At 49.7% G+C, this 25,024-nt stretch carries 19 protein-coding genes; all 19 read left to right on the forward strand.

Translation table 11 applies throughout. From position 1 onward, the window contains the following. Positions 1-51 precede the first annotated feature (51 nt). The 19 genes from AB1I67_RS04510 (at position 52) to AB1I67_RS04600 (ending at position 24,892) form a co-directional block, all read left to right on the forward strand. Positions 52-540, forward strand: a complete 489-nt coding sequence (locus tag AB1I67_RS04510; RefSeq protein WP_367028621.1) for a TRAP transporter small permease — start codon at positions 52-54, stop codon at positions 538-540. Then, entirely contained in the window at positions 534-1,817 is a 1,284-nt protein-coding gene (locus AB1I67_RS04515; protein WP_367028622.1) for a TRAP transporter large permease, read from the forward strand. Before AB1I67_RS04510 ends, AB1I67_RS04515 begins: the two co-directional genes overlap by 7 nt. A gap of 177 nt (positions 1,818-1,994) precedes the next feature. Beyond that, complete coding sequence (locus tag AB1I67_RS04520; RefSeq protein WP_367028623.1) at positions 1,995-2,960, forward strand: beta-ketoacyl-ACP synthase III; 966 nt, start codon at positions 1,995-1,997, stop codon at positions 2,958-2,960. A 208-nt stretch (positions 2,961-3,168) separates the two neighbouring features. Then, the gene (acpP, locus tag AB1I67_RS04525) at positions 3,169-3,402 is read left to right on the forward strand and encodes an acyl carrier protein (protein WP_367028624.1); all 234 of its coding nucleotides are present in this window, start codon (positions 3,169-3,171) and stop codon (positions 3,400-3,402) included. 76 nt (positions 3,403-3,478) lie between these two features. Beyond that, positions 3,479-4,405 carry an enoyl-[acyl-carrier-protein] reductase FabK gene (fabK, locus tag AB1I67_RS04530; protein WP_367028625.1) on the forward strand — a complete coding sequence of 309 codons (927 nt, stop codon included), beginning with the start codon at positions 3,479-3,481 and terminating at the stop codon, positions 4,403-4,405. A gap of 21 nt (positions 4,406-4,426) precedes the next feature. Next, positions 4,427-5,350, forward strand: coding sequence for an ACP S-malonyltransferase (gene fabD / locus AB1I67_RS04535; RefSeq protein WP_367028626.1), 924 nt, complete (start codon positions 4,427-4,429; stop codon positions 5,348-5,350). 36 nt (positions 5,351-5,386) lie between these two features. Next, a complete protein-coding gene (gene fabG, locus AB1I67_RS04540; protein WP_367028627.1) occupies positions 5,387-6,130 on the forward strand; it encodes a 3-oxoacyl-[acyl-carrier-protein] reductase in 744 nt (247 codons plus the stop codon). 24 nt (positions 6,131-6,154) lie between these two features. After that, complete coding sequence (gene fabF, locus AB1I67_RS04545; protein WP_367028628.1) at positions 6,155-7,393, forward strand: beta-ketoacyl-ACP synthase II; 1,239 nt, start codon at positions 6,155-6,157, stop codon at positions 7,391-7,393. Positions 7,394-7,408: 15 nt separating this feature from the next. Then, a complete protein-coding gene (accB, locus tag AB1I67_RS04550) occupies positions 7,409-7,945 on the forward strand; it encodes an acetyl-CoA carboxylase biotin carboxyl carrier protein (protein WP_367028629.1) in 537 nt (178 codons plus the stop codon). 43 nt (positions 7,946-7,988) lie between these two features. Further along, on the forward strand, positions 7,989-8,420 hold the full coding sequence (fabZ, locus tag AB1I67_RS04555; RefSeq protein ID WP_367028630.1) for a 3-hydroxyacyl-ACP dehydratase FabZ: 432 nt from the start codon (positions 7,989-7,991) through the stop codon (positions 8,418-8,420). Between the two features lie 24 nt (positions 8,421-8,444). Continuing rightward, positions 8,445-9,797 (forward strand): acetyl-CoA carboxylase biotin carboxylase subunit, encoded by a 1,353-nt coding sequence (locus tag AB1I67_RS04560; RefSeq protein ID WP_367028631.1) that lies wholly within the window; start codon positions 8,445-8,447, stop codon positions 9,795-9,797. A gap of 51 nt (positions 9,798-9,848) precedes the next feature. After that, positions 9,849-11,639: an acetyl-CoA carboxylase carboxyltransferase subunit alpha gene (locus AB1I67_RS04565; RefSeq protein ID WP_367028632.1), complete on the forward strand. Its 1,791-nt coding sequence runs from the start codon at positions 9,849-9,851 to the stop codon at positions 11,637-11,639. 41 nt (positions 11,640-11,680) lie between these two features. Further along, positions 11,681-12,793: a nitronate monooxygenase family protein gene (locus AB1I67_RS04570; protein ID WP_367028633.1), complete on the forward strand. Its 1,113-nt coding sequence runs from the start codon at positions 11,681-11,683 to the stop codon at positions 12,791-12,793. 138 nt (positions 12,794-12,931) lie between these two features. Beyond that, positions 12,932-13,609, forward strand: a complete 678-nt coding sequence (locus AB1I67_RS04575) for a nucleoside recognition domain-containing protein (protein ID WP_367028634.1) — start codon at positions 12,932-12,934, stop codon at positions 13,607-13,609. Between the two features lie 24 nt (positions 13,610-13,633). Continuing rightward, on the forward strand, positions 13,634-14,149 hold the full coding sequence (locus tag AB1I67_RS04580; RefSeq protein WP_367028635.1) for a nucleoside recognition domain-containing protein: 516 nt from the start codon (positions 13,634-13,636) through the stop codon (positions 14,147-14,149). Positions 14,150-14,278: 129 nt separating this feature from the next. After that, complete coding sequence (locus AB1I67_RS04585; RefSeq protein WP_367028636.1) at positions 14,279-14,722, forward strand: MarR family transcriptional regulator; 444 nt, start codon at positions 14,279-14,281, stop codon at positions 14,720-14,722. A 16-nt stretch (positions 14,723-14,738) separates the two neighbouring features. Further along, on the forward strand, positions 14,739-15,326 hold the full coding sequence (locus tag AB1I67_RS04590) for a hypothetical protein (RefSeq protein WP_367028637.1): 588 nt from the start codon (positions 14,739-14,741) through the stop codon (positions 15,324-15,326). A gap of 194 nt (positions 15,327-15,520) precedes the next feature. Further along, on the forward strand, positions 15,521-16,387 hold the full coding sequence (locus AB1I67_RS04595; protein WP_367028638.1) for a tyrosine-type recombinase/integrase: 867 nt from the start codon (positions 15,521-15,523) through the stop codon (positions 16,385-16,387). 357 nt (positions 16,388-16,744) lie between these two features. Further along, positions 16,745-24,892 (forward strand): leucine-rich repeat protein, encoded by an 8,148-nt coding sequence (locus AB1I67_RS04600; protein ID WP_367028639.1) that lies wholly within the window; start codon positions 16,745-16,747, stop codon positions 24,890-24,892. Positions 24,893-25,024: the final 132 nt, after the last annotated feature.

Here is a 25,024-nt window from a genome sequence, read left to right on the forward strand (position 1 = left end):
GTTGAGTTTTGATCCTGAGATAAGTTTGCAATGTAGAGAGGAAGCTTTAAGATGAAGAAAATATCTGCTGTAATTTTGAAGACAGAGGAGCTTCTGGCTGGTGCAATGTTGTGCATGATTGCAGTTCTGGTGTTCTGGTCCGCAGTGGCCAGAACAATTGGAATGCCGGTGAACTGGGCACAGGACGTTTCATTGCTGGCATTTGGATGGCTGACATTTATTGGCTCGGACATCATCATCAAGAGCGGAAGTTTGATCCGCATTGATATGTTGACCAATAAGTTCCCAAAGCTGGTTCAGAAAGCGCTGATGCTTGTATTTGATTTCTTTATGCTGTTGTTTTTGCTGATCCTGATTGTTTACGGATTTTTACTGGTATCCCAGAGTTGGAACCGTACATTTAATACATTGAAAATGAGTTATGCATGGTGTACTCTTGCTGTACCGGTGGGATCGCTGCTCATGTTCTTCAGTATGATCGGAAAATTAATCGGTGATATCAAACGACCGGTAAAAGAATGGGGGGTTAATGAATGTTAAATGCAGTTGGATTTTTCCTGATTCTCCTGTTTTTGGGTATGCCGGTGGCTTTTGCGATTGCGGTGTCAGGTTTTGCATTTTTTCTGATGCGACCGGAGATCCCATGGACGATTTTGGTACAGAAGTCTTTGTCTACTACTCAGTCTTTCACGATGCTGGCAATCCCGCTGTTTATTTTTGCGGGAAATCTGATGAATAATACCGGCATCACATCTCGCCTGGTAAAGTTGGCAAATGTGTTAACTGGTCATATGTATGGTTCTATTGGACAGGTTTCTGTTGTACTGTCAACTCTTATGGGGGGCGTATCAGGGTCTGCGGTTGCTGATGCGGCAATGGAATGCCGTATTCTGGGACCAGAGATGACAAAGCGTGGCTATGCTCCGGGGTGGGCTGCGGCAATTAACTGCTTGTCCGGTCTGATCGTGGCTACGATCCCACCATCTATGGGGTTGATTCTTTATGGTACTGTAGGAGAAGTTTCGATTGGCCGTCTGTTTGTGGCAGGCTTTTTGCCGGGTATTATCATGTGTGTTTTTATGATGATCGCGACCTCCTGGTCTGCTCGTCATTTTGGATACAAGCCGGATCACGACAAACCATCACCGCCAGGTGTGATTCTTAAATCTTGCATTGAGAGTATCTGGGCCTTGCTGTTTCCAATTCTTTTGATTGTGCTGATCAGGTTTGGGGTTATGACCCCCTCTGAGTCCGGCGCATTTGCAGTGTTCTATGCGTTGTTTGTGGGATTGTTTATTTATAAGGAACTGGACTTGGAAAAGTTTAAAAAGTGTATTGTAGACAGTGTAAAGGACTTGTCTGTTATCACCATGATTTTGGCCTTCTCTGGAATATTTAGTTATGGCGTTGTATTTGACCAGCTTCCTAAGACCTTGACTACCATGCTTGTAGGTCTGACCAGCAACAAGTACATATTACTTTTGTTAATCCTGATCATGCTGACTGTGTTTGGTATGTTTATGGAAACAACGGTTATCACTCTGATTGTGACACCGATCTTGATTCCGATCATTACGAAATATGGAATTGATCCGGTACATTTTGGTATTATCATGATGACCATTGTCACTATGGGATGTTCTACACCGCCGGTTGGGGTGGCGCTTTATACCTGCTCGAATATTATGGACTGTTCTGTACAGGATACGACCAAATATTCCGTACCATTATTTATCGCAATTTTGGCTACGTTGGCAATCTGTATTTTCTTCCCACAGTTGGTGCTGTTTTTGCCGAATATGATTTACGGCGGTTGATTTGATTGACAGTTATATAAAATTTATAAGGCAGGCGGGTTTTGTCGAGAAATTCTTCTTGACAAAACCCGCTTCTCTATTATAGAATACAAATAAATACTTTGAATATCAAAACATTTGAGTTTAAAACTAATTTCAGAATAAATCTCAACATTAACAGAAAACGGGTAGGAAAGCATGACAAGCAGAATTATTGGAACCGGTTCTTATGCGCCGGATCAGGTTGTTACGAATGATGATTTGGCTAAGATAGTGGAGACCAGTGATGAGTGGATCCAAAGCAGGACCGGGATACGTGAGAGAAGGATCGCTGCGGCGGATGAGGGTACCAGCGCAATGGCAGTGAGGGCCGCAGAGCGGGCGATCCAGGATGCAGGAATAAAACCGGAGGAATTGGACATCATCCTGCTGGCGACCTCCTCACCGGACTACTGCTTCCCCAATGGGGCCTGTGAGGTGCAGGCGGCCATCGGGGCGGTGAATGCTGCGGCGTTTGATATCAGCGCGGCATGTACCGGCTTCGTGTTTGCACTGAGCACGGCCCAGGCGTTCATCCAGGCGGGCATCTATAAGACCGGGCTGGTGATCGGCGCGGACTGTTTGAGCAAGCTCACCGACTGGAGCGACCGGGGCACCTGCGTGCTGTTCGGAGACGGCGCGGGCGCGGCTGTGGTGCGGGCGGAGGAAACCGGCGTGATCCGCAGCATCATGCATTCAGACGGAGTAAAGGGTCCGGTGTTGTCCTGTGTAGCCAGGTCGGAAGGCAACTTCCTAAGCGGCAAGAAGCCGGAGCTTGGATATATGTACATGGACGGTCAGGAAGTGTTCAAGTTTGCAGTCAAGAGGGTGCCGGAGTGCATCAATCAGATACTTACACAAACCGGGACTGATATCGAGGACATCAAATATTTTGTCCTGCATCAGGCGAACTTCCGAATCTTTGAGTCCATGGCCAAGCGGCTGAAGCAGCCCATGGAAAAGTTTCCGATGAACATCGACCGCTACGGTAATACTTCCGGCGCATCGGTGCCGATCATGCTGGACGAGCTGAACCGGGAAGGGAAGCTTAAAAAAGGCGACAAGATCATCCTGTCAGGCTTTGGCGGCGGGCTGACCTGGGGAGCGATCCTGTTAGAGTGGTGATGTGCCGCCAGACGGGGAGTTGGAAATAGCTGATGGCCAGAGCACAGAACAGCCGCAGCATCCAGATCGCTGAGCGGCAACCGCGCCGCATAAAAATCACGGTAGTTAAGAGCGACAGTCAAGACAGAAGCCTTCGGGCGAAGGTAAGGCTATCCTCTCTATAAAATATAAAAAATAAAACATTTTAAATTAAAAGGAGAACAAAAACATGTTAGAGAAAATGAAAGAGATCATTGCAGACCAGTTAAGCGTAGACGCTGATACCATTACCGAGGCTTCTTCCTTCAAAGAAGATCTGGGCGCGGATTCCCTGGACTTATTCGAGCTGGTTATGGCGCTTGAGGATGAGTATTCTGTTGAGATCCCGTCTGACGACCTGCAGAACCTGCTGACTGTTGGCGATGTAATGAACTACTTGAAGGAAAAAGGTGTAGAGGCTTAATGCCCTGCACCTTCCTTTTGAAAAAGGGCACAGACCCTGACTTAGACTGATTTTGAGAGGCTGTTGGAGGAACCAAATGAAGACAAGAATTACGGAACTGTTAGGAATTGAATATCCGATCATACAGGGCGGAATGGCCTGGGTGGCAGAGAACCATCTGGCAGCAGCCGTATCGGAAGCAGGCGGACTGGGACTGATCGGCGGTGCGAACGCACCGGCAGAGGTCATCCGCGATTACATAAGAAAAGTAAAAGAAGTGACGGATAAGCCGTTTGGCGTGAACGTCATGCTGATGAGCCCCCATGCAGATGAAGTTGCAAAGGTGGTTGTGGAGGAAGGCGTGAAGGTGGTCACCACCGGAGCCGGAAACCCGGAGAAATATATGGATATGTGGAAAGCCGCTGGAATCAAGGTGATCCCGGTAGTGGCTTCCGTGGCGCTGGCTAAGAGAATGGAGCGGTACGGCGCAGATGCAGTTGTGGCGGAGGGAACCGAGTCCGGTGGACATATCGGCGAGGCGACCACCATGACCCTGGTACCGCAGGTGGTGGATGCAGTGTCCATCCCGGTGATTGCAGCAGGTGGCATCGGCGACGGCAGAGGCATTGCAGCGGCATTTATGCTGGGCGCAGAGGCAGTCCAGATGGGAACCCGTTTCCTGCTGGCAAAAGAATGTATCGTGCATCAGAACTATAAAGACCGCGTGATCAAAGCGAAGGATATCGATTCTGCTGTGACCGGCAGAAGCCATGGACATCCGGTGCGCTGCCTGCGGAACCAGATGACCAGAGAGTATGTCAAGCTGGAGAACGAAGGCAAGAGCTTTGAAGAACTGGAATATTTGACCCTGGGCGCCCTGCGCAATGCAGTGATGGACGGCGACGTGGTAAACGGCACCGTGATGGCGGGCCAGATCGCAGGTATGGTGAACAAAGAGCAGACCTGCAAGGAAATGATTGTGGAAATGATGGACCAGGCGGAGACGCTGCTGGGCAGGAAATAAGAACAAAGGAGCATAAGAGTGATGAGCAAGATCGCATTTATTTACCCGGGACAGGGAGCACAGGTCTGCGGCATGGGACAGGAGTTCTATGAGCAGACGGAGATTGGGAAGCAGGTCTTTGACCTGGCGAGTGAGATTCTGGGATTTTCCATGCCGGAGCTGTGCTTTACGGAAAATGACAGGCTGGATATTACCGAGTACACGCAGGCGGCTATGGTGACCGTCAGCATTGCCATGACAAAGGTGCTGGAAGATAAGGGCATCCGGCCGGATGTGGCTGCGGGCTTAAGCCTGGGTGAATATTGCGCACTCTATGCTGCCGGAGTGATGACGGAAAAAGACGCCATCGCGACCGTGAGACAGAGAGGGATCCTGATGCAGGAGGCCGTTCCGGCAGGACAGGGCGGCATGGCTGCGATCCTCGCCATGGACGCGGCTGCGATCGAGGAAGTGATCGCGGACATCGACGGCGTGCAGATCGCAAACTATAACTGTCCGGGGCAGATCGTGATCTCCGGGAAAAAAGAGGCGGTTGAGACTGCCTGTGAGAAGTTAAAGGAAGCCGGAGCAAAGCGCACGGTGATGTTAAATGTAAGCGGCCCATTCCACTCCCGGATGCTGACCGGGGCTGGTGAGAAATTGGGCGAGGTATTAAAAAATGTAGAGGTCCACACCCCTGTGATCCCTTATGTGGCAAATGTCACCGCCGCATATGTGACAGACGCAGACGAGGTGAAACCGCTTTTGGAGAAACAGGTTTCATCCTCCGTGAGATGGCAGCAGAGCGTGGAAGCGATGCTGGCAGACGGAGTGGATACCTTTATCGAGATCGGGCCGGGCAAGACCCTGGCAGGATTTATGAAGAAGATAGACAGGACCGCAAAGGTTCTTAACATAGAGAAGCTGGAAGACGTAGATAAGGTTGTGGAAGCGCTGAACGCATAAGCTTGAGGAGCGCACCGAAATATGGAGGAATAACAGATGTTGACAGATAAAATCGCAGTAGTGACCGGCGCCAGCCGGGGAATCGGCAGAGAGGTAGCCAAAACTCTCGCCGCAAAAGGCGCGACCGTGATCGTAAACTATAACGGTTCCGCCGCAAAGGCGGAGGAAGTGGTAAACGAGATCAAAGCGGCAGGCGGAAATGCGGAGGCCGTTCAGTGCAACGTGGCTGAGTTTGAAAAAGCGGCGGAGCTGATGGAGTACGTGGTAAAACAGTACGGCCGCGTGGATATCCTGGTGAACAACGCCGGGATCACCCGTGACAACCTACTGATGAAGATGAGCGAGGAGGATTTTGACGCAGTCATAAACACTAACTTAAAAGGCGCATTTAACTGCATCAAGCACATTTCCCGCCAGATGTTAAAGCAGAGATCCGGCAGGATCATCAACATGGCGTCAGTGGTAGGCGTGATGGGCAATGCAGGCCAGGCCAACTATGCGGCGTCCAAGGCCGGGCTGATCGGCATGACCAAGAGCGTGGCAAGAGAGCTTGCCAGCCGTGGGATCACCTGCAACGCGGTGGCGCCGGGCTTTATCGTGACCGAGATGACCGACGTATTATCCGACGCAGTAAAAGAAGCCATGACAGCCCAGATCCCGTTAAAGCGGTTCGGAGCGACGCAGGACATCGCAAATGCAGTAGCATTTTTAGCGTCAGAAGAAGCAGCATACATCACCGGCCAGGTCCTCTGCGTAGACGGTGGGATGACCATGTATTAATAACGATTAAAAAGGAGAAAAACCATGAGCAGGAGAGTTGTAGTGACCGGTCTGGGTGCCATCACCCCCATCGGAAACAGCGTAGACGAATTTTGGAGCAGCTTAAAAGAAAAGAAAGTCGGCATCGGGCCAATCACCTATTTTGATACCACCGATTACAAAGCAAAGCTGGCGGCGCAGGTCAAGGATTTCGACCCGAAGCAGTACATGGACCCGAAGGCGGCAAAGCGTATGGAGCAGTTCTGCCAGTATGCGGTCGCTGCAACAAAAGAAGCCCTGGCTGATTCCGGCTTAAACCTCGAAAACGAAGATCCATACCGTGTCGGCGTCAGCGTAGGCTCCGGTATCGGAAGCCTTCAGTCCGTCGAGCGTGAGCACAAAAAACTTCTGGAAAAAGGACCGTCACGTGTGAACCCGCTTCTGGTTCCCCTGATGATCAGCAACATGGCGGCAGGCAATGTTGCGATCCAGTTTGGTTTAAAAGGTAAATGCATCAACGTCGTGACAGCCTGTGCTACCGGAACCCACAGCATCGGCGAGGCGTTCCGCTCCATCCAGTACGGTGAGGCGGATGTGATGGTGGCAGGCGGCACAGAGGCCAGCATCACTCCGATCGGCGTAGCCGGGTTTACGGCACTTACGGCACTCAGCACCTCCGAAGATCCGCTGCGGGCATCGATCCCCTTTGACAAAGAGCGCGGCGGCTTCGTTATGGGCGAGGGCGCAGGCGTGGTAGTGCTGGAATCCTTAGAGCACGCCCAGGCCCGCGGCGCGAAGATCTATGCGGAGCTCGCCGGATACGGCGCTACCTGTGACGCATACCATATCACCTCCCCGGCGGAGGACGGCAGCGGCGCGGCAAAGGCCATGGAAGTGGCGATCGCGGACGCGGGGCTGACCCCGGCGGATGTGGACTATGTCAATGCACACGGCACCAGCACCCACCACAACGATCTGTTTGAGACTAAGGCCATTAAGCTGGCTTTAGGCGACCATGCAAAGGACGTGAAGATCAATTCCACCAAGTCCATGATCGGCCACCTCTTGGGAGCCGCAGGCGGCGTGGAGTTCATCACCTGTGTGAAGTCCATCCAGGACGGATATGTCCATGCGACCGCAGGTCTCACCGTAGACGATCCGGAGTGCGATCTGGACTATGTAAAAGGCGAGGGCGTCAAGATGGATGTGAACTGTGCCATCACCAATTCCCTGGGCTTTGGCGGACACAATGCAACCCTTCTGGTAAAGAAGTTTGTAGGTTAATGGGAGGATATGACCATGACAATAGATGAGATTGTAACATTGATCCAGGCGGTATCAGACAATGGCCTGACCAGCTTTGAGTATGAAGAAGGAGACCAGAAACTGGTCCTGAAAAAGAAAAAGAAAAAAAATATGGCTCCGGCCCCGGTTGTGATCTCACAGCCGGCAGCTCCGATGATGGGCGCCATGGCAATGCCGATGGCTCCGCAGCATATGGAAATGCAGGTTCCGGCAGGAAACGCAGGCGCTGACAACAACGGCCTGGGCAGTGCGGCAGGTGATGCTGACGGAAGCGCATCCTCCATGGATATCGGTTCCGACAACGTAGTGACCTCTCCGTTAGTAGGCACCTTCTATGCATCCTCCTCACCAGAGTCAGACGCCTTTGTAAAAGTGGGCGACACCGTGAAGAAGGGCCAGGTCCTCGGCATCATCGAGGCCATGAAGCTGATGAACGAGATCGAAAGCGAGTTTGACGGCGTGGTAGAGGCTATCTTGGTAAATAACGAAGACGTGGTGGAATTCGGACAGCCGCTGTTCCGCATCCGCTGAGCCGTTTCACAGATTTGATCACAGTGATTACAGGAGAAAGATTATGAGATTAGGTATAAAAGAGATCCAGGAGATCATTCCCCACCGCCATCCGTTTCTGCTGATCGATTTCATCGATGAGCTGGAGCCGGGCGTGCGCGCGGTGGGTTATAAGTCCATCACCTTCAATGAGCCGCAGTTTAACGGACATTTCCCGGGACAGCCGGTGATGCCGGGCGTGCTGATGGTTGAGGCGCTGGCGCAGGTAGGAGCGGTGGCGATCTTAAGCCTTCCGGAGAACAAGGGCAAGACCGCATTTTTCGGCTCCATCAACAACGCCAAGTTCAAGCAGATGGTGCTTCCGGGCGACAGGCTGAAGCTGGAGTGTGAGATCATCAAGCGCAAAGGCCCGATCGGAGTGGGCAAGGCAGTCGCAACCAACGCGGAGGGCAAGGTAGCAGTTTCCGCAGAGTTGACTTTTGTGGTAGGTCAGTAAGTAAAGGCAGGATAGAGGTGCACCATGTTTGAGAAAATTCTAATCGCCAACCGTGGCGAGATTGCAGTAAGAATCATCAGGGCCTGTCGTGAGATGGGCATCAAGACCGTAGCGGTCTATTCCGAGGCGGACCGGGACTGCCTGCACACCCTGCTGGCGGACGAGGCGATCTGCATCGGGCCGGCGCCCTCCAATCAGAGCTATCTGAACATGGAGCGCATCCTGGCGGCAACTGTGGCGATGAAGGCGGAGGCGATCCATCCCGGATTCGGTTTCCTTTCTGAAAATGCCCGGTTTGCGGAGCTGTGCGAGAAATGCAATATCACCTTCATCGGTCCGTCCGCAGAGATCATCAATAAGATGGGCAACAAATCCGCGGCAAGAAAGACCATGATGGAAGCAGATGTTCCGGTGGTACCGGGTGGAAAAGAGCCGGTACACACCGTGGAGGAAGCTTTAGAGCTGGCAAAGACCATCGGCTTCCCGGTGATGATCAAGGCGTCCTCAGGCGGCGGCGGAAAGGGCATGCGCGTGTCCTACGGCGTGGAGGATTTTGAGGCCAACTTCCAGAATGCGCAGATGGAGTCCATCAAGGGATTTTCCGACGATACCATGTATCTGGAGCGTTTCGTGGAGAAGCCGAGACATATCGAGTTCCAGATCATGGCAGACAAGTACGGCAATGTGGTGCACTTGGGAGAGCGTGACTGTTCCATCCAGCGCCGCCATCAGAAAGTGCTTGAGGAGTCCCCTTCCGTGGCGATCTCAGAAGAGCTGCGTCAGAAGATGGGCGATACCGCAGTCCGCGCTGCAAAAGCAGTGGGTTATGAAAATGCGGGAACCATCGAGTTCCTTCTGGACAAGAACAAGAACTTTTACTTTATGGAGATGAACACCCGTATCCAGGTGGAGCATCCGGTGACGGAGCTGGTCAGCGGCCTTGACCTGATCAAGGAGCAGATCCGCGTGGCGGCAGGGGAGCCTTTGAGTGTTTCCCAGAGCGATATCCATGTAAACGGCCACGCCATCGAGTGCCGTATCAATGCGGAGAACCCGTCGAAGAACTTTATGCCCTGTCCGGGGCTGATCACCAACATCCATATCCCGGGCGGCAACGGAGTGAGAGTGGACACCCATATTTATAATGATTATAAGGTCCCCGCCAACTACGACTCCATGCTGATGAAGCTGATCGTACACGGAAAGGACCGCAAAGAGGCGATCGCCAAGATGCGGAGCGCCCTGGGAGAACTGATCATCGAGGGTATTGATACCAACCTGGATTTCCAGTTTGAGATCTTAAGCAGCCCGGCCTATCAGGAGGGGGATGTAGATACAGGCTTTATCCCCAAATATTTCCCGGAATACTGTAAATAAAAGGATGGCAGCAGGAGTGTCTGACGCTTCAGGCAGGTAAGGAGAGACCATATGTTAAAAGACATGTTCAAAAAAACATATACCATGATTGACACTCACCACAGGGGCCAGAAAAAGGGGGTGGAGGAAGAACCCAACATCCCTCAGGGCCTCTGGAGAAAATGCAATAAATGCGGACAGCCGATCTATGTGGAGGACGTAAAGAACAATTATTATGTCTGCCCCAAGTGCGGCGGTTACTTCAGGGTACATGCATACCGCCGGATTGAGATGCTGATCGACGAGGGAACCTTTGAGGAGTGGAATAAAGAGATGGAATTCTCCAACCCCCTCGATTTCCCGGGATACGAGAAGAAGGTGCTGGCGGCAAAAGAGAAGACGAAGCTGAACGAGGCCATTGTCACAGGTAAGGGAAAGATCGAAGGCTTCGAGGCGGCGGTGGGCGTGTGCGACGCCAGGTTCCTCATGAGCAGCATGGGCCATATCGTTGGGGAGAAGATCACCCTGATGGTGGAGCGAGCCACAAAAGAGCAGCTTCCAGTGATCATCTTTGCCTGCTCCGGCGGAGCAAGGATGCAGGAGGGGCTTGTGTCCCTGATGCAGATGGCAAAGACCTCGGCGGCCCTTGAGAAGCATCATGAGGCAGGACAGCTGTTTATCAGCGTCCTGACGGACCCGACCACGGGCGGCGTGACAGCCAGTTTTGCGATGCTGGGAGATATTATCCTGGCAGAGCCCAATGCACTGATCGGTTTTGCAGGTCCCCGCGTGATCCAGCAGACCATCGGGCAGAAGCTGCCGGAGGGCTTCCAGCGTTCCGAGTTCCTGCTTGAGCACGGCTTTGTGGATAAGATCGTAAAGCGGAGCGAACAGAGGGAAGTGCTGGCGGCGATCCTTAAGATGCATAAGAAGCCGGAGGCCGGGAGTGCGGCCGATGGAAGCGGTGAAGCTGGTTTGGCAGGCGATACAGCAGATGCAAGCTCCATGCGCGGCTCCGCGATTTCCACATATACCAGTAAGGAATTTGTGGAAAACCGTCTGCAGAGACTGAAAAAAAGTGGAAAAAGCGCCTGGGATACGGTGCAGCTTTCCCGTGATGGAGAACGCCCCGTAGCGACGGATTATATCGATGCGGTCTTTGATGATTTTATAGAATTCCATGGAGACCGGTATTTCCATGACGATGGTGCGATCGTAGGCGGTATCGCCACGTTCCACGGGATGCCCGTGACCGTGATCGGACAGCAGAAGGGCAGAAATACCAAAGAAAATATCAAGCGCAATTTCGGGATGCCGTCCCCAGACGGATACCGCAAGGCCCTGCGCCTGATGAAACAGGCGGAAACCTTTGGCAGGCCGGTTATCTGTTTTGTGGATACGCCGGGAGCGTTCTGCGGCCTGGAGGCCGAGGAGCGCGGACAGGGCGAGGCGATCGCCCGCAACTTATTTGAGATGGCGGCCCTGACCGTTCCGGTCCTTTCCATTGTGATCGGAGAAGGCGGAAGCGGCGGCGCGCTTGCCATGGCGGTGGCAAATGAGGTTTGGATGATGGAAAATGCCATCTACTCCATCCTTTCACCAGAAGGTTTCGCTTCCATCCTGTGGAAAGACAGCAAGAAAGCGCCTGAGGCAGCCAAAGTGATGAAGATCACGGCGGCGGACCTCTATGAGCGGGGGCTGATCGAGCAGGTTATCCCGGAGGAGGAACCGGCCAGTGCAAAGACCATGCCGGTGCTGGCACAGATCATGGACCAGAATATAGTAAGGTTCTTTGAAGAATACGGGAAGTTATCGAAGGAAGAGATCCAGGAACAGCGTTATAAACGGTTCCGCAATATGTAAGCGTGCGGCATTTGTCCGCAGGCGGCTATCAGGAGAATGGAATGAAAAGTTTAAAGCCATTAGTTATAGGTGATCTAACAGCAAAATATCCGATTATCCAGGGAGGCATGGGAGTAGGCATCAGCCTTTCTTCCCTTGCCGGAGCCGTAGCGAAAGCAGGCGGGATCGGAATCATTTCCACGGCGCAGATCGGGTTTCGCGACCCGGACTTTTTAAAAGCGCCGATGGAGGCCAATCTAAAAGCGATCAAGACCGAATTTGACAAGGCAAGAAAGATCGCGCCAAAAGGTATCATCGGATTCAATATCATGGTGGCTACCCGGAACTACGCCCAGTATGTAAAAGAGGCGGTAAAGGCCGGAGCGGATATCATCATTTCCGGCGCCGGGCTTCCGGTATCTCTGCCGGGGCTGGTGGAAGGGGCAAAGACCAAGATCGCGCCCATCGTTTCCACCGCCAAATCAGCTATGGTCATCTGCAAGATGTGGGACAGGAAATTTAACCGGCTCCCGGATCTGCTGGTCATCGAGGGACCGCTGGCAGGCGGGCATCTGGGATTTTCCCCGGAGCAGCTGACCCAGTACGGCGCAGACACTGTGGACGTTCCGACAACCTATGATCAGGCTGCATACGATGAGGAGATCCGCGGGATCATGAAGGTGGTCAAAGAGTATGAAGAGAAATATGGACAGCATATTCCGGTTGCCATCGCAGGCGGTATCTACACCCACGAGGACGTGATGCACGCCTTAGAGTTGGGAGCGGATGCGGTTCAGGTGGCGACCAGATTCGTCACCACCGAGGAGTGCGATGCGCCCATGTCCTACAAGCAGGCATATATCGATGCAAAGAAGGAAGATATCGTCATCACCCAGAGTCCCGTAGGCATGCCTGGGCGCGCCATCAGAAATGGATTTCTGGAGAAGATCACGGAGCGGAAGGAAAAGGGCGAGCGGGCGAAGATCAGCCACTGCTACCAGTGCCTGGAGCACTGCGACCCGATGAACATACCATACTGCATTACCAAGGCATTGTCCGATGCTGCGGAGGGGAACCTGGCAGACGCACTGCTGTTCTGCGGAAGCAACGCTTACCGTGCGGATAAGATCGAGACTGTGGATGCGGTGATGAAGGACCTGGTTGGCGCCATTTAAGCCCGAGCTTCGGGAGACGCCGCCATAGCGCCTGTTATCGCTGAGGCAGATATCAGAGTGTGCCGCATCATAGAGCCTGTCATAATTCAGAGATTTTGTCCATAGACTGGAAACAAAGAGGCGGAGAGAAGCGCTTGTATGTTAAATTATCTGTGGAGTTTTATGATACTGGCAGGAATGCTCTGGGGTGCGGCAAATGGAAATCTTGATTTAGTGACCCAGGGCCTGATCGATTCTGCAAAGGACGCGGTGACCCTGGGTATTACTATGCTTGGCATCATGTCCTTCTGGTGCGGAATCCTGGAGGTGGGAAACCGGGCCGGACTGATCGAATGGCTGACAGGAAAGATGGAGCCTCTTTTGGGTTTTCTGTTCCCGGACATCGGAAAGGATCATCCCGCCAGACGGCCGATCGCAGTCAATATGGTTGCAAATATGCTGGGTCTGGGCATGGCGGCGACGCCCGCCGGGCTGGAGGCGATGCAGGCGCTGTGCGAGGACGCAGAAGGCGGTTGGGAGGCGGTGCAGGTGCTGAATCAGGAAAGCAATGGCGGTCGGGAGGCAACTCAGCCGCTGTATCAGGATAAAGATAGGGACCGGGTTGCAATGCAGCCGTCGTATCAAGGGAAAGAAGACGGCCGGGTTGCGTCAAACGCCATGTGCACGTTTCTGATCTTAAATATATCATCCCTAGCTGATCCCGGTCAATATGATCGCTTACCGGAGCCAGTACGGTTCGGTCAACCCGGCGGCAGTGCTGGGACCGGCGCTGATCGCCACAACCTGTTCCACTTTGGCAGCGGTTGTATTCTGTAAGCTTATGGATTGGAGGGCGCGCCGATGATCGTCTGGCTGTCGCGAATCCTGATCCCACTTACGGTTTGTTATATTATTGGTTTTGGACTGTTGTCCGGGAGACCGGTGTTTGAGGATTTCCTGGAGGGTGCAAAAAGCGGTATGAAGACGGTTGCAGGTATCCTTCCGACGCTGATCGGATTGATGACTGCGGTGGGCGTGCTGCGTGCGTCCGGGCTTTTAGACGCGATCGGAAGCTGGCTTACAGTCCCCGCAAGGTGGCTGCATCTGCCCACAGAGCTGATCCCGCTGACCCTGGTCCGGCTGGTGTCCAACTCGGCGGCGACGGGGCTGGTGCTGGATGTTTTTGGAAAGTACGGGCCGGATTCCCAGCTGGGGATGGCGGCTTCTGTGCTGATGAGCTGTACGGAAACGGTATTTTACTGTGTCAGCATTTATTTTGGGGCAGTAAAGGTGAAAAAGACGCGGTACGCTCTGCCGGGCGCGCTTGTTGCTACGGCGGTGGGTGTGGCGGTGAGTATTTGGCTGACGATGGGGTAATGGGACGCACGGCTTAGAAAATTTCACAACCTTGTAAGAATTTCCTAATAATTATGAGGTTGTCGAACACAAGGAAATCATGTATAATCATGGAGAAGCTTTTGTCTCCATGTGTAGTGAGGGAAAAAAGTGGATACTTATGCGACGCTGAATGACGCCCTGGTGAATCTGTTCCGGGATGTGATGACCCTGGAAGAAGAGGCGATCATCTCTCAGGAGTACCAGGATATTACGAATAATGATATGCATGTGATTCAGGCGATCGGCCTGGGCGAACCGAAGAATATGTCTACCATAGCAAAGCTGCTGTCGGTGACGGTCGGGACGCTGACGATCGCTATGAACAGTCTTGTAAAAAAAGGCTACGTGAACCGGGAACGGGGTAAGGAAGACCGGCGTGTAGTCTATATTTCTCTGTCCGACAAGGGCAGAAGGGCATATCAGCACCATGAGGAATTCCACCGTCAGATGATTGACGCCATCTTAAAGGACCTGACACAGGATGAGACGGAAAGCCTGGTAAAAGCGCTGGCGAAGCTGGACCGATGGTTTCGCAGGCGTCAGGAAGACTAGAAGGAGGCATTTAATTATGAAAAAGACTATCATGTGCATGATTGGAGCCATGATGATTTTATCCCTGGCTGCGTGTACACCGACTTCGGAGAAGAATAAGACCGGTGAAGTGAAGCAGACGGAGGCGGCGGTCAAGCCGACCAAGGACAGCGGCCCAGGCGTGGTTACGGACAGGATGCCGGATCTCTCAGCGCCGGATATGCAGGTTATCTCTGTTTATACGGTCAGCGAAGACGGCACCAAGATCGAAGGTACCATGGATGCGGTGGAAGAGATGAGCGCTCAGGCCCTGGTGGACCTGCTGATCCAGTATAAGGTGCTGGATGAAGGAACCACTCTGGTCAAATGGGACGCAGCAGGCGAGCCCAGCAGCGAGGAAGTCGGCCCCGGCATGGTAAAGATCCCCGGTTTTGAAGTGACCAGCAACTTAAAGGAAAAAGGCACCCTGGAGCTGAGCCAGTTCCCGGAGGGCGCTCAGAAGGATATGAAGCTGCAGGCTGTGGCGAATACCTTTATCGAGAATATGGACGTGCTGTATCTGACCATTAAGGTGGACGGCGAACCGCTGATCGAGAATGCCCAGTTTGTGGTGGCAGGGAAGTAAAGAAAAAGAATAGAAGTGAAATGATACCTCTAAAACAGGGAAGATGATTCTGACGCTGTTTTGGAGGTATTTTTATATGACTGTAGGGCGATAAAATGTTGTCAGGCAGTCTTTTATTGGAAAAAATTACCATGATCATTTTTCCGGATTTCATATATAGTGGTTATAACAGTACAGGCGAGGAGGCCATAAAGATGAAGAAGAAAATGGAACAAAAGCTGATTGAAGAATACCGGGACAGACTGAGAGAGGAAGAAAAATCAAAACTGACCATAGAGAAATATATCCGGGATATCATGCGTTTCTATGATGGTCTGCCGGACGATAAATATTTTGATAAAGGGGATGTGTTGAAATATAAAGAATATCTTCAGGAAAATTATCAGATATCAAGCGCCAATTCCATGCTTGTGGCCTTAAACCGTTTTTTTCAGTATATGGGATGGGAAGACTGCAGGGTGCGGCAGTTCAAGGTTCAGAAAAGTTTCTTCTGCCAGAGGGACCGTTTTATGACCAGAGGGGAATATGAGCGGCTGGTGGAATGTGCAGAGCAGGCGGGAGATGACCAGCTGAGCCTGATCATGCAGACAATCTGCAGCACCGGAATCCGGGTCGGGGAGCTGCGGTTCGTGGATGTTAAGGCGGTCAATGCAGGCTATGCTTATATCAGCAACAAAGGAAAAACCAGGATAGTTTTTCTGCCCCGGCCCTTGATACGGATGCTGAAGATCTTTTGCAAAAGGGAGCAAATATCAGAAGGGCCGGTTTTCATCTCAAACAGGAAGCAGGCCGTTGACCGCAGCGTCATCTGGCGTAAGATGAAAAAACTTTGCAGGAAATCCGGCGTCGATGAGAAGAAGGTATTCCCCCACAATCTCCGGCACCTGTTCGCGCTTACCTTCTACCGGGCCAGGAAAGATCTGCTCCGGCTGGCCGAGATCCTGGGCCATTCCAGTATTGAGACAACAAGGATCTATACGGCGACGCCGGGCAATGAACATGTGAGGCTTTTGTCGCGGCTGGGGCTGGTATGTGAGTACAGATATAAAAAAGTCACATAATCTAAATTATGTGACTGGTAATACATATAAAAATGGAAATTATTTCCTTTATTATACTATATATAAAAATTTGTCGCAAGCTAAAATCCAGAATATCCGTCTAAATTTATTTCCTTAACAAAATCATTTCTCTGAAATTACTGATTGTCACAAAAAAGGTAAAAAAATCAGAATTGTTACATGATAAATAAGCAGGATTAATTGTACTTACCGCCTGCTTTTATAAAAATACCCCTTTCATGTTTTCTTCAGTCACATAATTTAGATTATGTTAAAAACAAGTCGGCTTAAATTTGTTAAAAAAGCAACAATTTACCGGATTTGACAAAGAGATAAGAAAAACGGAGGGGAACAGTCATGTGGCAGAGTGGGAAAATGAAAAAGCTGAGGAGAATACTGGCGGGATGGCTTTGTGTAATACTGGTGGTGTCCTTAAATATTTCATCTCTTGCAGAAAAGGGCGGACAGATTACCGAGATTATACCGACATTATCGTCGGAAGATAAGGCAGAGACCAAAGCGCCATCGGAGGAATCAGATGAGATTCCCGACGAGACGGAAACGATGCCAATAGAGACGGACCCTGCCGGGGAGCCGGAGGAAGAGAATAAGAATACGAGTTCCGTGATCCTCCACACTCCGAGCAATACGGAAAATACCGAACAAACCGGGGAGTCAGATACATCAGGCGATCCGGAGGATGAGGCTACGCCCAGCGATGCAGATGAGGACTTGATAAACGATCTCATTGACGATGAAGCCACACCCAGCGACGCCACGCCCGCAGATGCGGACTTGGTGTGGTCGGTGGAGGAACTGCAGAAGCGGATCGATGCGCTTCCGGCAGTGAGCGAGCTTGAAGGCGAAGAACTGGGAGACTTCCTTTTAGAGGTTTACCGGGAAGTGGTGGATATAAGGGAAGCAGTGGAGAGCCTGAGCGAGGACGAGCAGGCTCTGTTAGACGTGGGGAAATTGGAGGAGTTGGAGACATTTTTTGTGGAGGAGTATCCGGCGGTGTTTGCGGCGGAAAGCGGAGTGTTGGTGGATACCGGGATTATGAATAAGACGCTGCGGTGGAGTGTGTATGAGACCTCGGAGCCGGGAGCGACGAATCAGGAGTATACGGTGATTTATACATGGGAAACGGATGCCAGAGAGGGAATCATAGGTCCAGACAAAGGTGCAGATGGATATTTAGAAGATTATAAATACAGAATAACAAAGGCTATATTTCCGGAGGACGGAGAGATTATTCTGGATTATCAGGCAATAAGAGACTGGGCTGGAATACGGGAGATTGAATTTCCGGATAGTATCATAGAATTTCGTAAAAAGGCAATTGCAAGCGGGTATAGTTTTGCGAAACTTCAAAGGCTTATACTTCCCGGCTCTATCACAATACAAGATGATGCAATTGATGATGAAGCTGTAAGAAAATTAAATAAATTGATCTTTACAAATGACAATCCGGAAAAAGCCGGAAAAATCGGAGCAAGAGTCTTTAGAAACACAAATATTGAAGAACTGGAGTTTCCAGGTGCAGTAAAAGAAATTGGTGAGGAGACATTTTTTAGTAATAGGTTTTTAAATAAGTTGGATCTGGGACAGGTAGAAACAATCGGAGCAAAGGCGTTTGCTGACTGTATTGCACTTAAGCAGATAGAAATTCCAACCACAATAACAACGATTGGCAGTAAAGCCTTTAGCGGATGCAGCATAGAACGTCTGGTATATCGTGCAGCAGATGATGCAGGACTGGTGACGGATTCTATAGAACTTCCGGAACAGTCGGAGATGGTGATAGGAAAAGAAACAAAGCATTTGACTGGCTCCCTTTTCAATGGATTGAAACGAGTGTCGGTTTTCTTTGAGCCGAACAATGCCATAGGTATATCTGGCATCACCGATGGCCCCGTAAAAGCGCTGAATGGGTTATCCGGCACCTATTATGTAGATGAAGTTGGAGTGCTCTATACGGAAGACAAAAAAACTCTTATTTATTGTCCTCCGGAAATAGCTGTTTACACAGTACCTGAAACCGTAACGCAGGTGGGAGCGTATGCATTTTGCCAGGCTAAGGATCTGACAGAAGTGACGTTTGCTGCACCCAAGACGGTAACAGAGTTTGGCACCAGAGCATTTTATGGTTGTACCAGGCTGGCCCGGATAAATACAAGAACGACTATTGCGGAAGTAAAAGAGGAATTTTCTAATTGCAAAGTCTGGGATTCTCAATTATTTATGAATACGGCACTGACAGATGCACCTCAGACGGGGGGCATCTTACAGAAAGAAAAGATCGAGTTGAGAGAAGGGGGTGAGGATGCTATTTTGTCATTTGGTTTTTCAATGGGAGTCACAACTACAGAGACCGAGACAGGATTTGAAAACCTTACAGGAGACAGCATTCATCTTCAGATAGATGCTCATGGTACAAATGAGAAAATGTATCAATACCGCATTTACATGGAAGCATCTGACCCAGCATGCAGTTTTGGCATAGATGTGGACCAGACGCTGGAATTAGGGCCGGAGGGTTCAACGATACCGGTGACGCTGAGAGAAAGTGATGTGGAGGGAATTTATTATCTGGAATTTTCTCTTGAGACCGGTAGTACGGCATCTTTTGAAATCACCCCGGCATATCCATCGCCTGATTCCGCAGGCGGAATTCTGACGGTTTGGGGAGCCATTTTGACTGCAGAGGAAGCGGACGTTATTGGAAACGGTCTGACACAAGACGGAGATGCTGCACAACAAACAGAGTGGGGCACCGTGCGAAATACCTTTGCGGTAGAGAAAAAAGCCACCGGAATGGCGCTTCAGAATGGACTGGCGCTTCGGGGTGACGGTACGGAAGGTGGACCGCTGCATGTCGTGGTAAATGGCGGAGATGCAGCCATAGGATATGATTTGAATCTGGTGGTGCAGTCAGGAAGTGGCAGCCAGGATACTGCCTATGGCAAGGATTTTGTGCACACGGTTCACTACAGAGATACCTTAATGCTGCCGGATGGTATGCATTGGAAACAGGAGGTTCTGGACGCAATTCAGTCAGGGGCCTGGTACGCAGAATTTGATAAAAATAATGATAATTATTTGAACTTTTATTATAAGAATAATAATGTTGTGTATCTAATTGCACAGATTAAGGGAAATGCATATATAAATACAGCGGCATATAAGTTGGAGGTATCTGATGAAAATGTTATCTTGAGCTGGAATTGGTTGAACGGATCGACAAAACAGGAAATATCAACAAAAACCATTTCGCTATTGATCAATACGCAAAATTTGCGGGTTTCAAGAGACGATCCGGCGTATGGTTGGGGTGAAAACCAGACTTTGACAAACCATATTTCCTGTACATTGCAATACATGTATTCCGGTGATGTGACTATTGAGACCTCTGTAGAACTGCCTATCGCTCCGGCAAAAAGTGAGATAACAATAAAAAAGACATCTATGGGACAGCGCTACAGGGGCGCTGAGGCTTATTTTAATATAGCCCTTGCAAATAAAGGAGGTCTGACATTCAACGGACTTAAGGCATTAGAGGATACAAATATCCCTAAAGATTACTATATCCGGCCGGAAGATATTGTAAGAATGTTCCGGTCGGAATCGTTTGGAAAACATATGCAATTGACAATTACCGATGCAACGCTATATCAAAAGCTGGAGTTGGAAACGGCGACGGCTTTGGATGGAATAACTCCGGTTACAGTGACGGCAGCGAATTCTTCTTTAGGCGAAGAGATAAAAGCGGGAGATAAACCTGTCCGAGCGACAATGGTCTTTGCTTGGGAAGGCAATGAACTGAATTTAAAAATATACCATAACGGGAATACGGAAGATTCGCCCGATAATGTATATCCGTTGAGTCTGACAGATGAAGGTGTATCCATTCAGGCTGCCCTGGATGCTGCTGGTTATCTGGTAACTTATCATGCATCCTACCATGTTGTATGGAATTTAGACGGAATCCCGCTATATGCAGGGCAGACGTTGGAATTCCCAGTGTATACTACGCTGAAGGATACCTTTCAGTTTATACAGGAACCCTGGCACCATGAAGAAGACGTTAATAAAGCAAATCGGAGCGGAGCAAATATAGCCAAAGTGATTTACCTTGAGAATGGTGCAGAAAAGTATCTTACATCAACGTATGAAGGTTCTGCGTATGCAGATTTCCGTATTGATAAAAGCGCTGCGGTAAAAGGGACCACTATTTTGGATGACATGGTGTTAGCGATGGGAGATAACATTGAGTACACACTGAACGTGAGACACTGGGGAAAGGGGGACACCAATGGTCTACCTTTGATTGACTTTCTAACAGGACCGCAGCAACTTTTGGTACCGGTGGAGCGCAATCAGGAGTCTGAATGGGCGAAGGATCTTACGCCTGAAGAGATAGAAGGGTCAAAATATTATATTCTGACAACTGATGGAGGGGCAGATGGTGAGTATAAAAATGTCTGGATTGGAACGGATGAAAATGGGACGCTTCTTTGTGCAGACACCGTAAAATTGCAGCGTACAGATGGTCAGCTTAAGACAACGATCACCTGGTATTATCATAACTTAACACCAGAGGATTATACACATACAGTAACCTATAAAGTACACTTAAAAGCGTTAGAAGAGGACAAAACGGAAGGTTCCCTTTATTGGATCAATAATATAGTCTGGCTAAATGGTAAAGTGGCAGATTATTTATATGACCATACAGGACTGTATGTAACGGAGTTTAAGTTCGGTAAGGAAATTGTGGTATCGCCTGAAGGGGAGCCCGAGCAGACAGCCATCCATTCGATCATAAAAAAAGGGAGCAGTGCCAGATATAAGTTGAGTCTGGATATGTACAGCAATGTGACGGCGGATATAAAAGTGACCGATGCGTATGATGTGCTGCCTTTTACTCATGGAAAGTTTAACTGGACAAAAGATAATGTAAAGATCAGGTATACCGATAGAAACGGAGCACCGATTGACAAAGAATTTGTCTGGGATATTGTAAACACGGACTCTACAGGGAAAATCTCGAAAACGGCAGAGGAAAATACATACTTTACAATTCAATGGGGCGAGTTGACCATCCCATTGGAAAGCCTTGTTATTTATGTGGAATTGCAATTCCCGGAAAACGCTGCTGTTTGGGATCCGTATGTTACCGTGAATGCAGGAAAACTGCTATATAATGACTTTTATATAGGCGGGATTCAGAGACGGGTCAGCCACGAGTTAGCAGAGACGGGAAGAATATATCTTCAGAAAGGTGTTTATCGTATAGGGCATTATTCTGGTCGGAGCGGTAACTATGACTTTTACGGGACAACTACACGGACGCATTATATTAATGAAGATGGTAATCAGCCTAAAGTAGCATATTATATCCAGTTATATAATGGTGGAAATACTCGCCTGTACCTTACAGAAATTCAGGACGAGCTGCCTAAAGGATTTACTTTGGCGGATGATAGAAGCTATATTGGGTATCTTTTTAGTGATCCTTACGATTTTTACAACGGATATAATGGTGGAAATAATTATGTTGTAACAGACTATAGGGCTTATATTCCCTACAAAGACAGAGTGTTTGGTGTGCTTACGGATACCAATAATGCATCGATAACTTATAAAAGTGCCAGGGTTACGGTTCAGACTCAGGAAAATACATTGACAGGGCGACAAAAGCTGACATTTACTTTTGGGAAAGGAAGCGGTTATCCCCAAAATGCAAGTGTCAATTATGACCCGGATAGGAACCTTTATTTTCTGGAAAAGGGAGAGGCGATTAGCTTTGCCTATACGTGCCGGGTTGGAGAGGCAACAGAGACAGAAGATTATGCTGAAAATGCGATTGCCATGCCATACCTGGATTATTCTGGAGGCGGCATAGATGCGGCAAAGGGTGTAACTGGAAGGACGTATGATTATTCAGATGATCCCAGTGGGGTAATGACAGAAACCATGGATAAAAATATAGGACTGTGCGATATCATAAGCAATGATGAGGCATTGAGCGAAGGCTTTTCTATTCCGGATTCAGATGAGAGTCAGGAATGGCTGAGGTCATCTGTGACCGTAGAAAGAGGAGGGATTATACCGGGAATTACTAAGAAGGCATCTTCATACACTACGCCAGAGAGCACAGAACTCCCATACAGCAACGGAGCAGGACCGCTTGATCAGATAAACTGGACGCTGACGCTTCATAATAATGGGGAAGTCCCGCTGATTGATTATACGGTAAAAGATACTATGGAATATCCCTATATCTTTACGGGAGATGTTAAATATACCTCCTATACTATGACGGGAAAGGAGTGGACTAAGCCGGAGAAACAGGGAACACTATTTTCCATAACAGACCGAATATTAGAAGCAGAACAAACTTATCTTCAGGTAACAGATGGTAGTAAGACGTACAAAATCCTATTAGCTGAATCTGAAGAAAATGCGCAGTGGACTGAGTTATCAACGACGCTTGAGACACACGTGTATGGAAAGTTTCAACTCCGTTTTTATAAAGAAGGTAACCGTGAGATTATGGAAATCCATATGAGTGATCCACGGTATCAGCTTTTGTCCGGTGGATATGCGGAACTGGCGGTTTCTACGGTAAACAAAACAAATGAAAGACCTTATAAAATATACACGAACCATGTTGTCCAGAAGCCGACACAGATTTATGAGGCAGACCGGGTTACACAGGGGATGAATGTGACGGATGAAACAGGAAAAAATGCTGGTGTCCGTAACAGCGCTCCGGTCGTGATTGCAGGAGCATATGCAACCAGCTCCTACAAAGCGGTAGAAGAAAAGGACATGCCTGAGGGCGAGACTAATAGGACCGATTCGTCAGGGCTTATTAATTATATACTTCTTCCTGGTAAGAATAAGGAGTTTACTTATACACTTACAGTCAACAATGATAATACGGGTAAGTATAGTATTGGGAATATGACTTTTATTGACAACCTGCCGGAGGTTGGAGACCATGCCACGTTTTCTGCGGATAGTTACCGGGAAAGCCAGTTTAAGGTGAGACCGGCAGACGATCCAAATGTGACAGTAAGGATTGAATACCCGGATGGCAAACAAACTGAGCTTGATCTGACTCAATATACCGTAGAGTATACGAATAGAACTGAGTTTGAAGAAGCGGATTGGGAAGGCAATGGCAGCGGCTGGTCAGAGACAGTGAATGAAAATACCAGATCATTGCGCATAATGATTCTGCCGGTAACGGATAAAGAATTTATCCCGGAACAGGCAAAGATCCATGTTTCTTTTAATGCAAGGATAGACGGTGACGCCAACGCGGGAGATATTGCCTGGAACAGCTTCGGTTATCGCTATTCTATGATTGGCGAGACTCCAAAACTGTTAAGTGCACCGTTGAAAGTTGGTGTTAAGATACCAGAGATACCAATACTGGAAAAGCGTTTGATTTCTGTGGAGTACGAGGAAAGCCCGGCCAGGCAGGATCAGACCTTCCATTTCCTGATTCACCAGGGTCCGGTACTGGATGGTCTGGATTACAACGACGAGGATGCAGTGAAGACCGCACTTTCAGGCAGTAGCGCTCCTGCATTCACGGTAGTCCCAGTCACTGTAAAATCTGGCGACACATCTGGACAGGTAGTTTTGTCCGGCCTGAAGCAGTGGAAGGCTCAGACACAGCCAGACGGTACAATTGAGTGGGTGGAGGATACTGCTACAGACTGGAACTGGACCGACAGAACCCAGTATACCATAGCAGAACTCACCCCATCCGCCGACTACCAGTTCTTCCGGCTCCATGGCAGCACAACAAACGGCGTCAGTTTCTACCATCAGGATGCAACTCCCATCCGTCTCGACTGCGAGAACCGCTATCCTGGCTGGTCCATTCTCCTGAAGAAGGCAGACAGCAAGATCGTGACAACCCTGCTCCCGGGTGCAGTTTTTGCGCTCTACAGTCCGTTGGCATCCGATCAGATTCAGGAAGGCGATGCGGCATATGATGCGTATCTGGCACTGAGTGAATCAGAGCGCCCGGCGATGACTTTTGCAGAGCCGGGAACGAGCATCGGCACAGAGGGTATAGGTGACACAGGAAATGCGGGAGGCACTGGAGATACAGGCAGTACAGACACCACCTGGTATCTGGCTGACATCCGCACCACCGGGGATTCAGGAACCATCACCTGGGAAGGTCTTTCAGAGAGTGCGTACAGATTAAAAGAAGTAAGAGCACCTGAAGGCTATCAGATAACTGACACTGGCTATCTTGAGGCTGTCAAGCCAGACCGTCAGGAGGGCAATACAGACCCGCTTGTCCTGACCATCACTGTTAAGAACACCAGCGCATTTGTTCTGCCCAAGACCGGAGGCACCGGGACGCTGCCAGTAAACCTGGCAGGAATACTGTGCCTGTGTTATTCCGGCTTTCTATATAAAAAGAAAAGAGCAGGAGTATTTACCCAAAAAGAAAAAGGAGGAAAAGGGAAATGAAAGGTTTTAGGAAATGGCTGAGCATTATGCTGGCCGCTGTCATGGTATTTGCCATGACGATACCGGCGGCAGCAGCTTCCGGGGGACACGTATACCCTGACGATCAATTCCGCTACCAGCGGGCACACCTAC

It is taken from the genome of Clostridium sp. AN503, from assembly GCF_040719375.1.
In the GTDB taxonomy this organism is placed as follows: domain Bacteria; phylum Bacillota; class Clostridia; order Lachnospirales; family Lachnospiraceae; genus Brotaphodocola.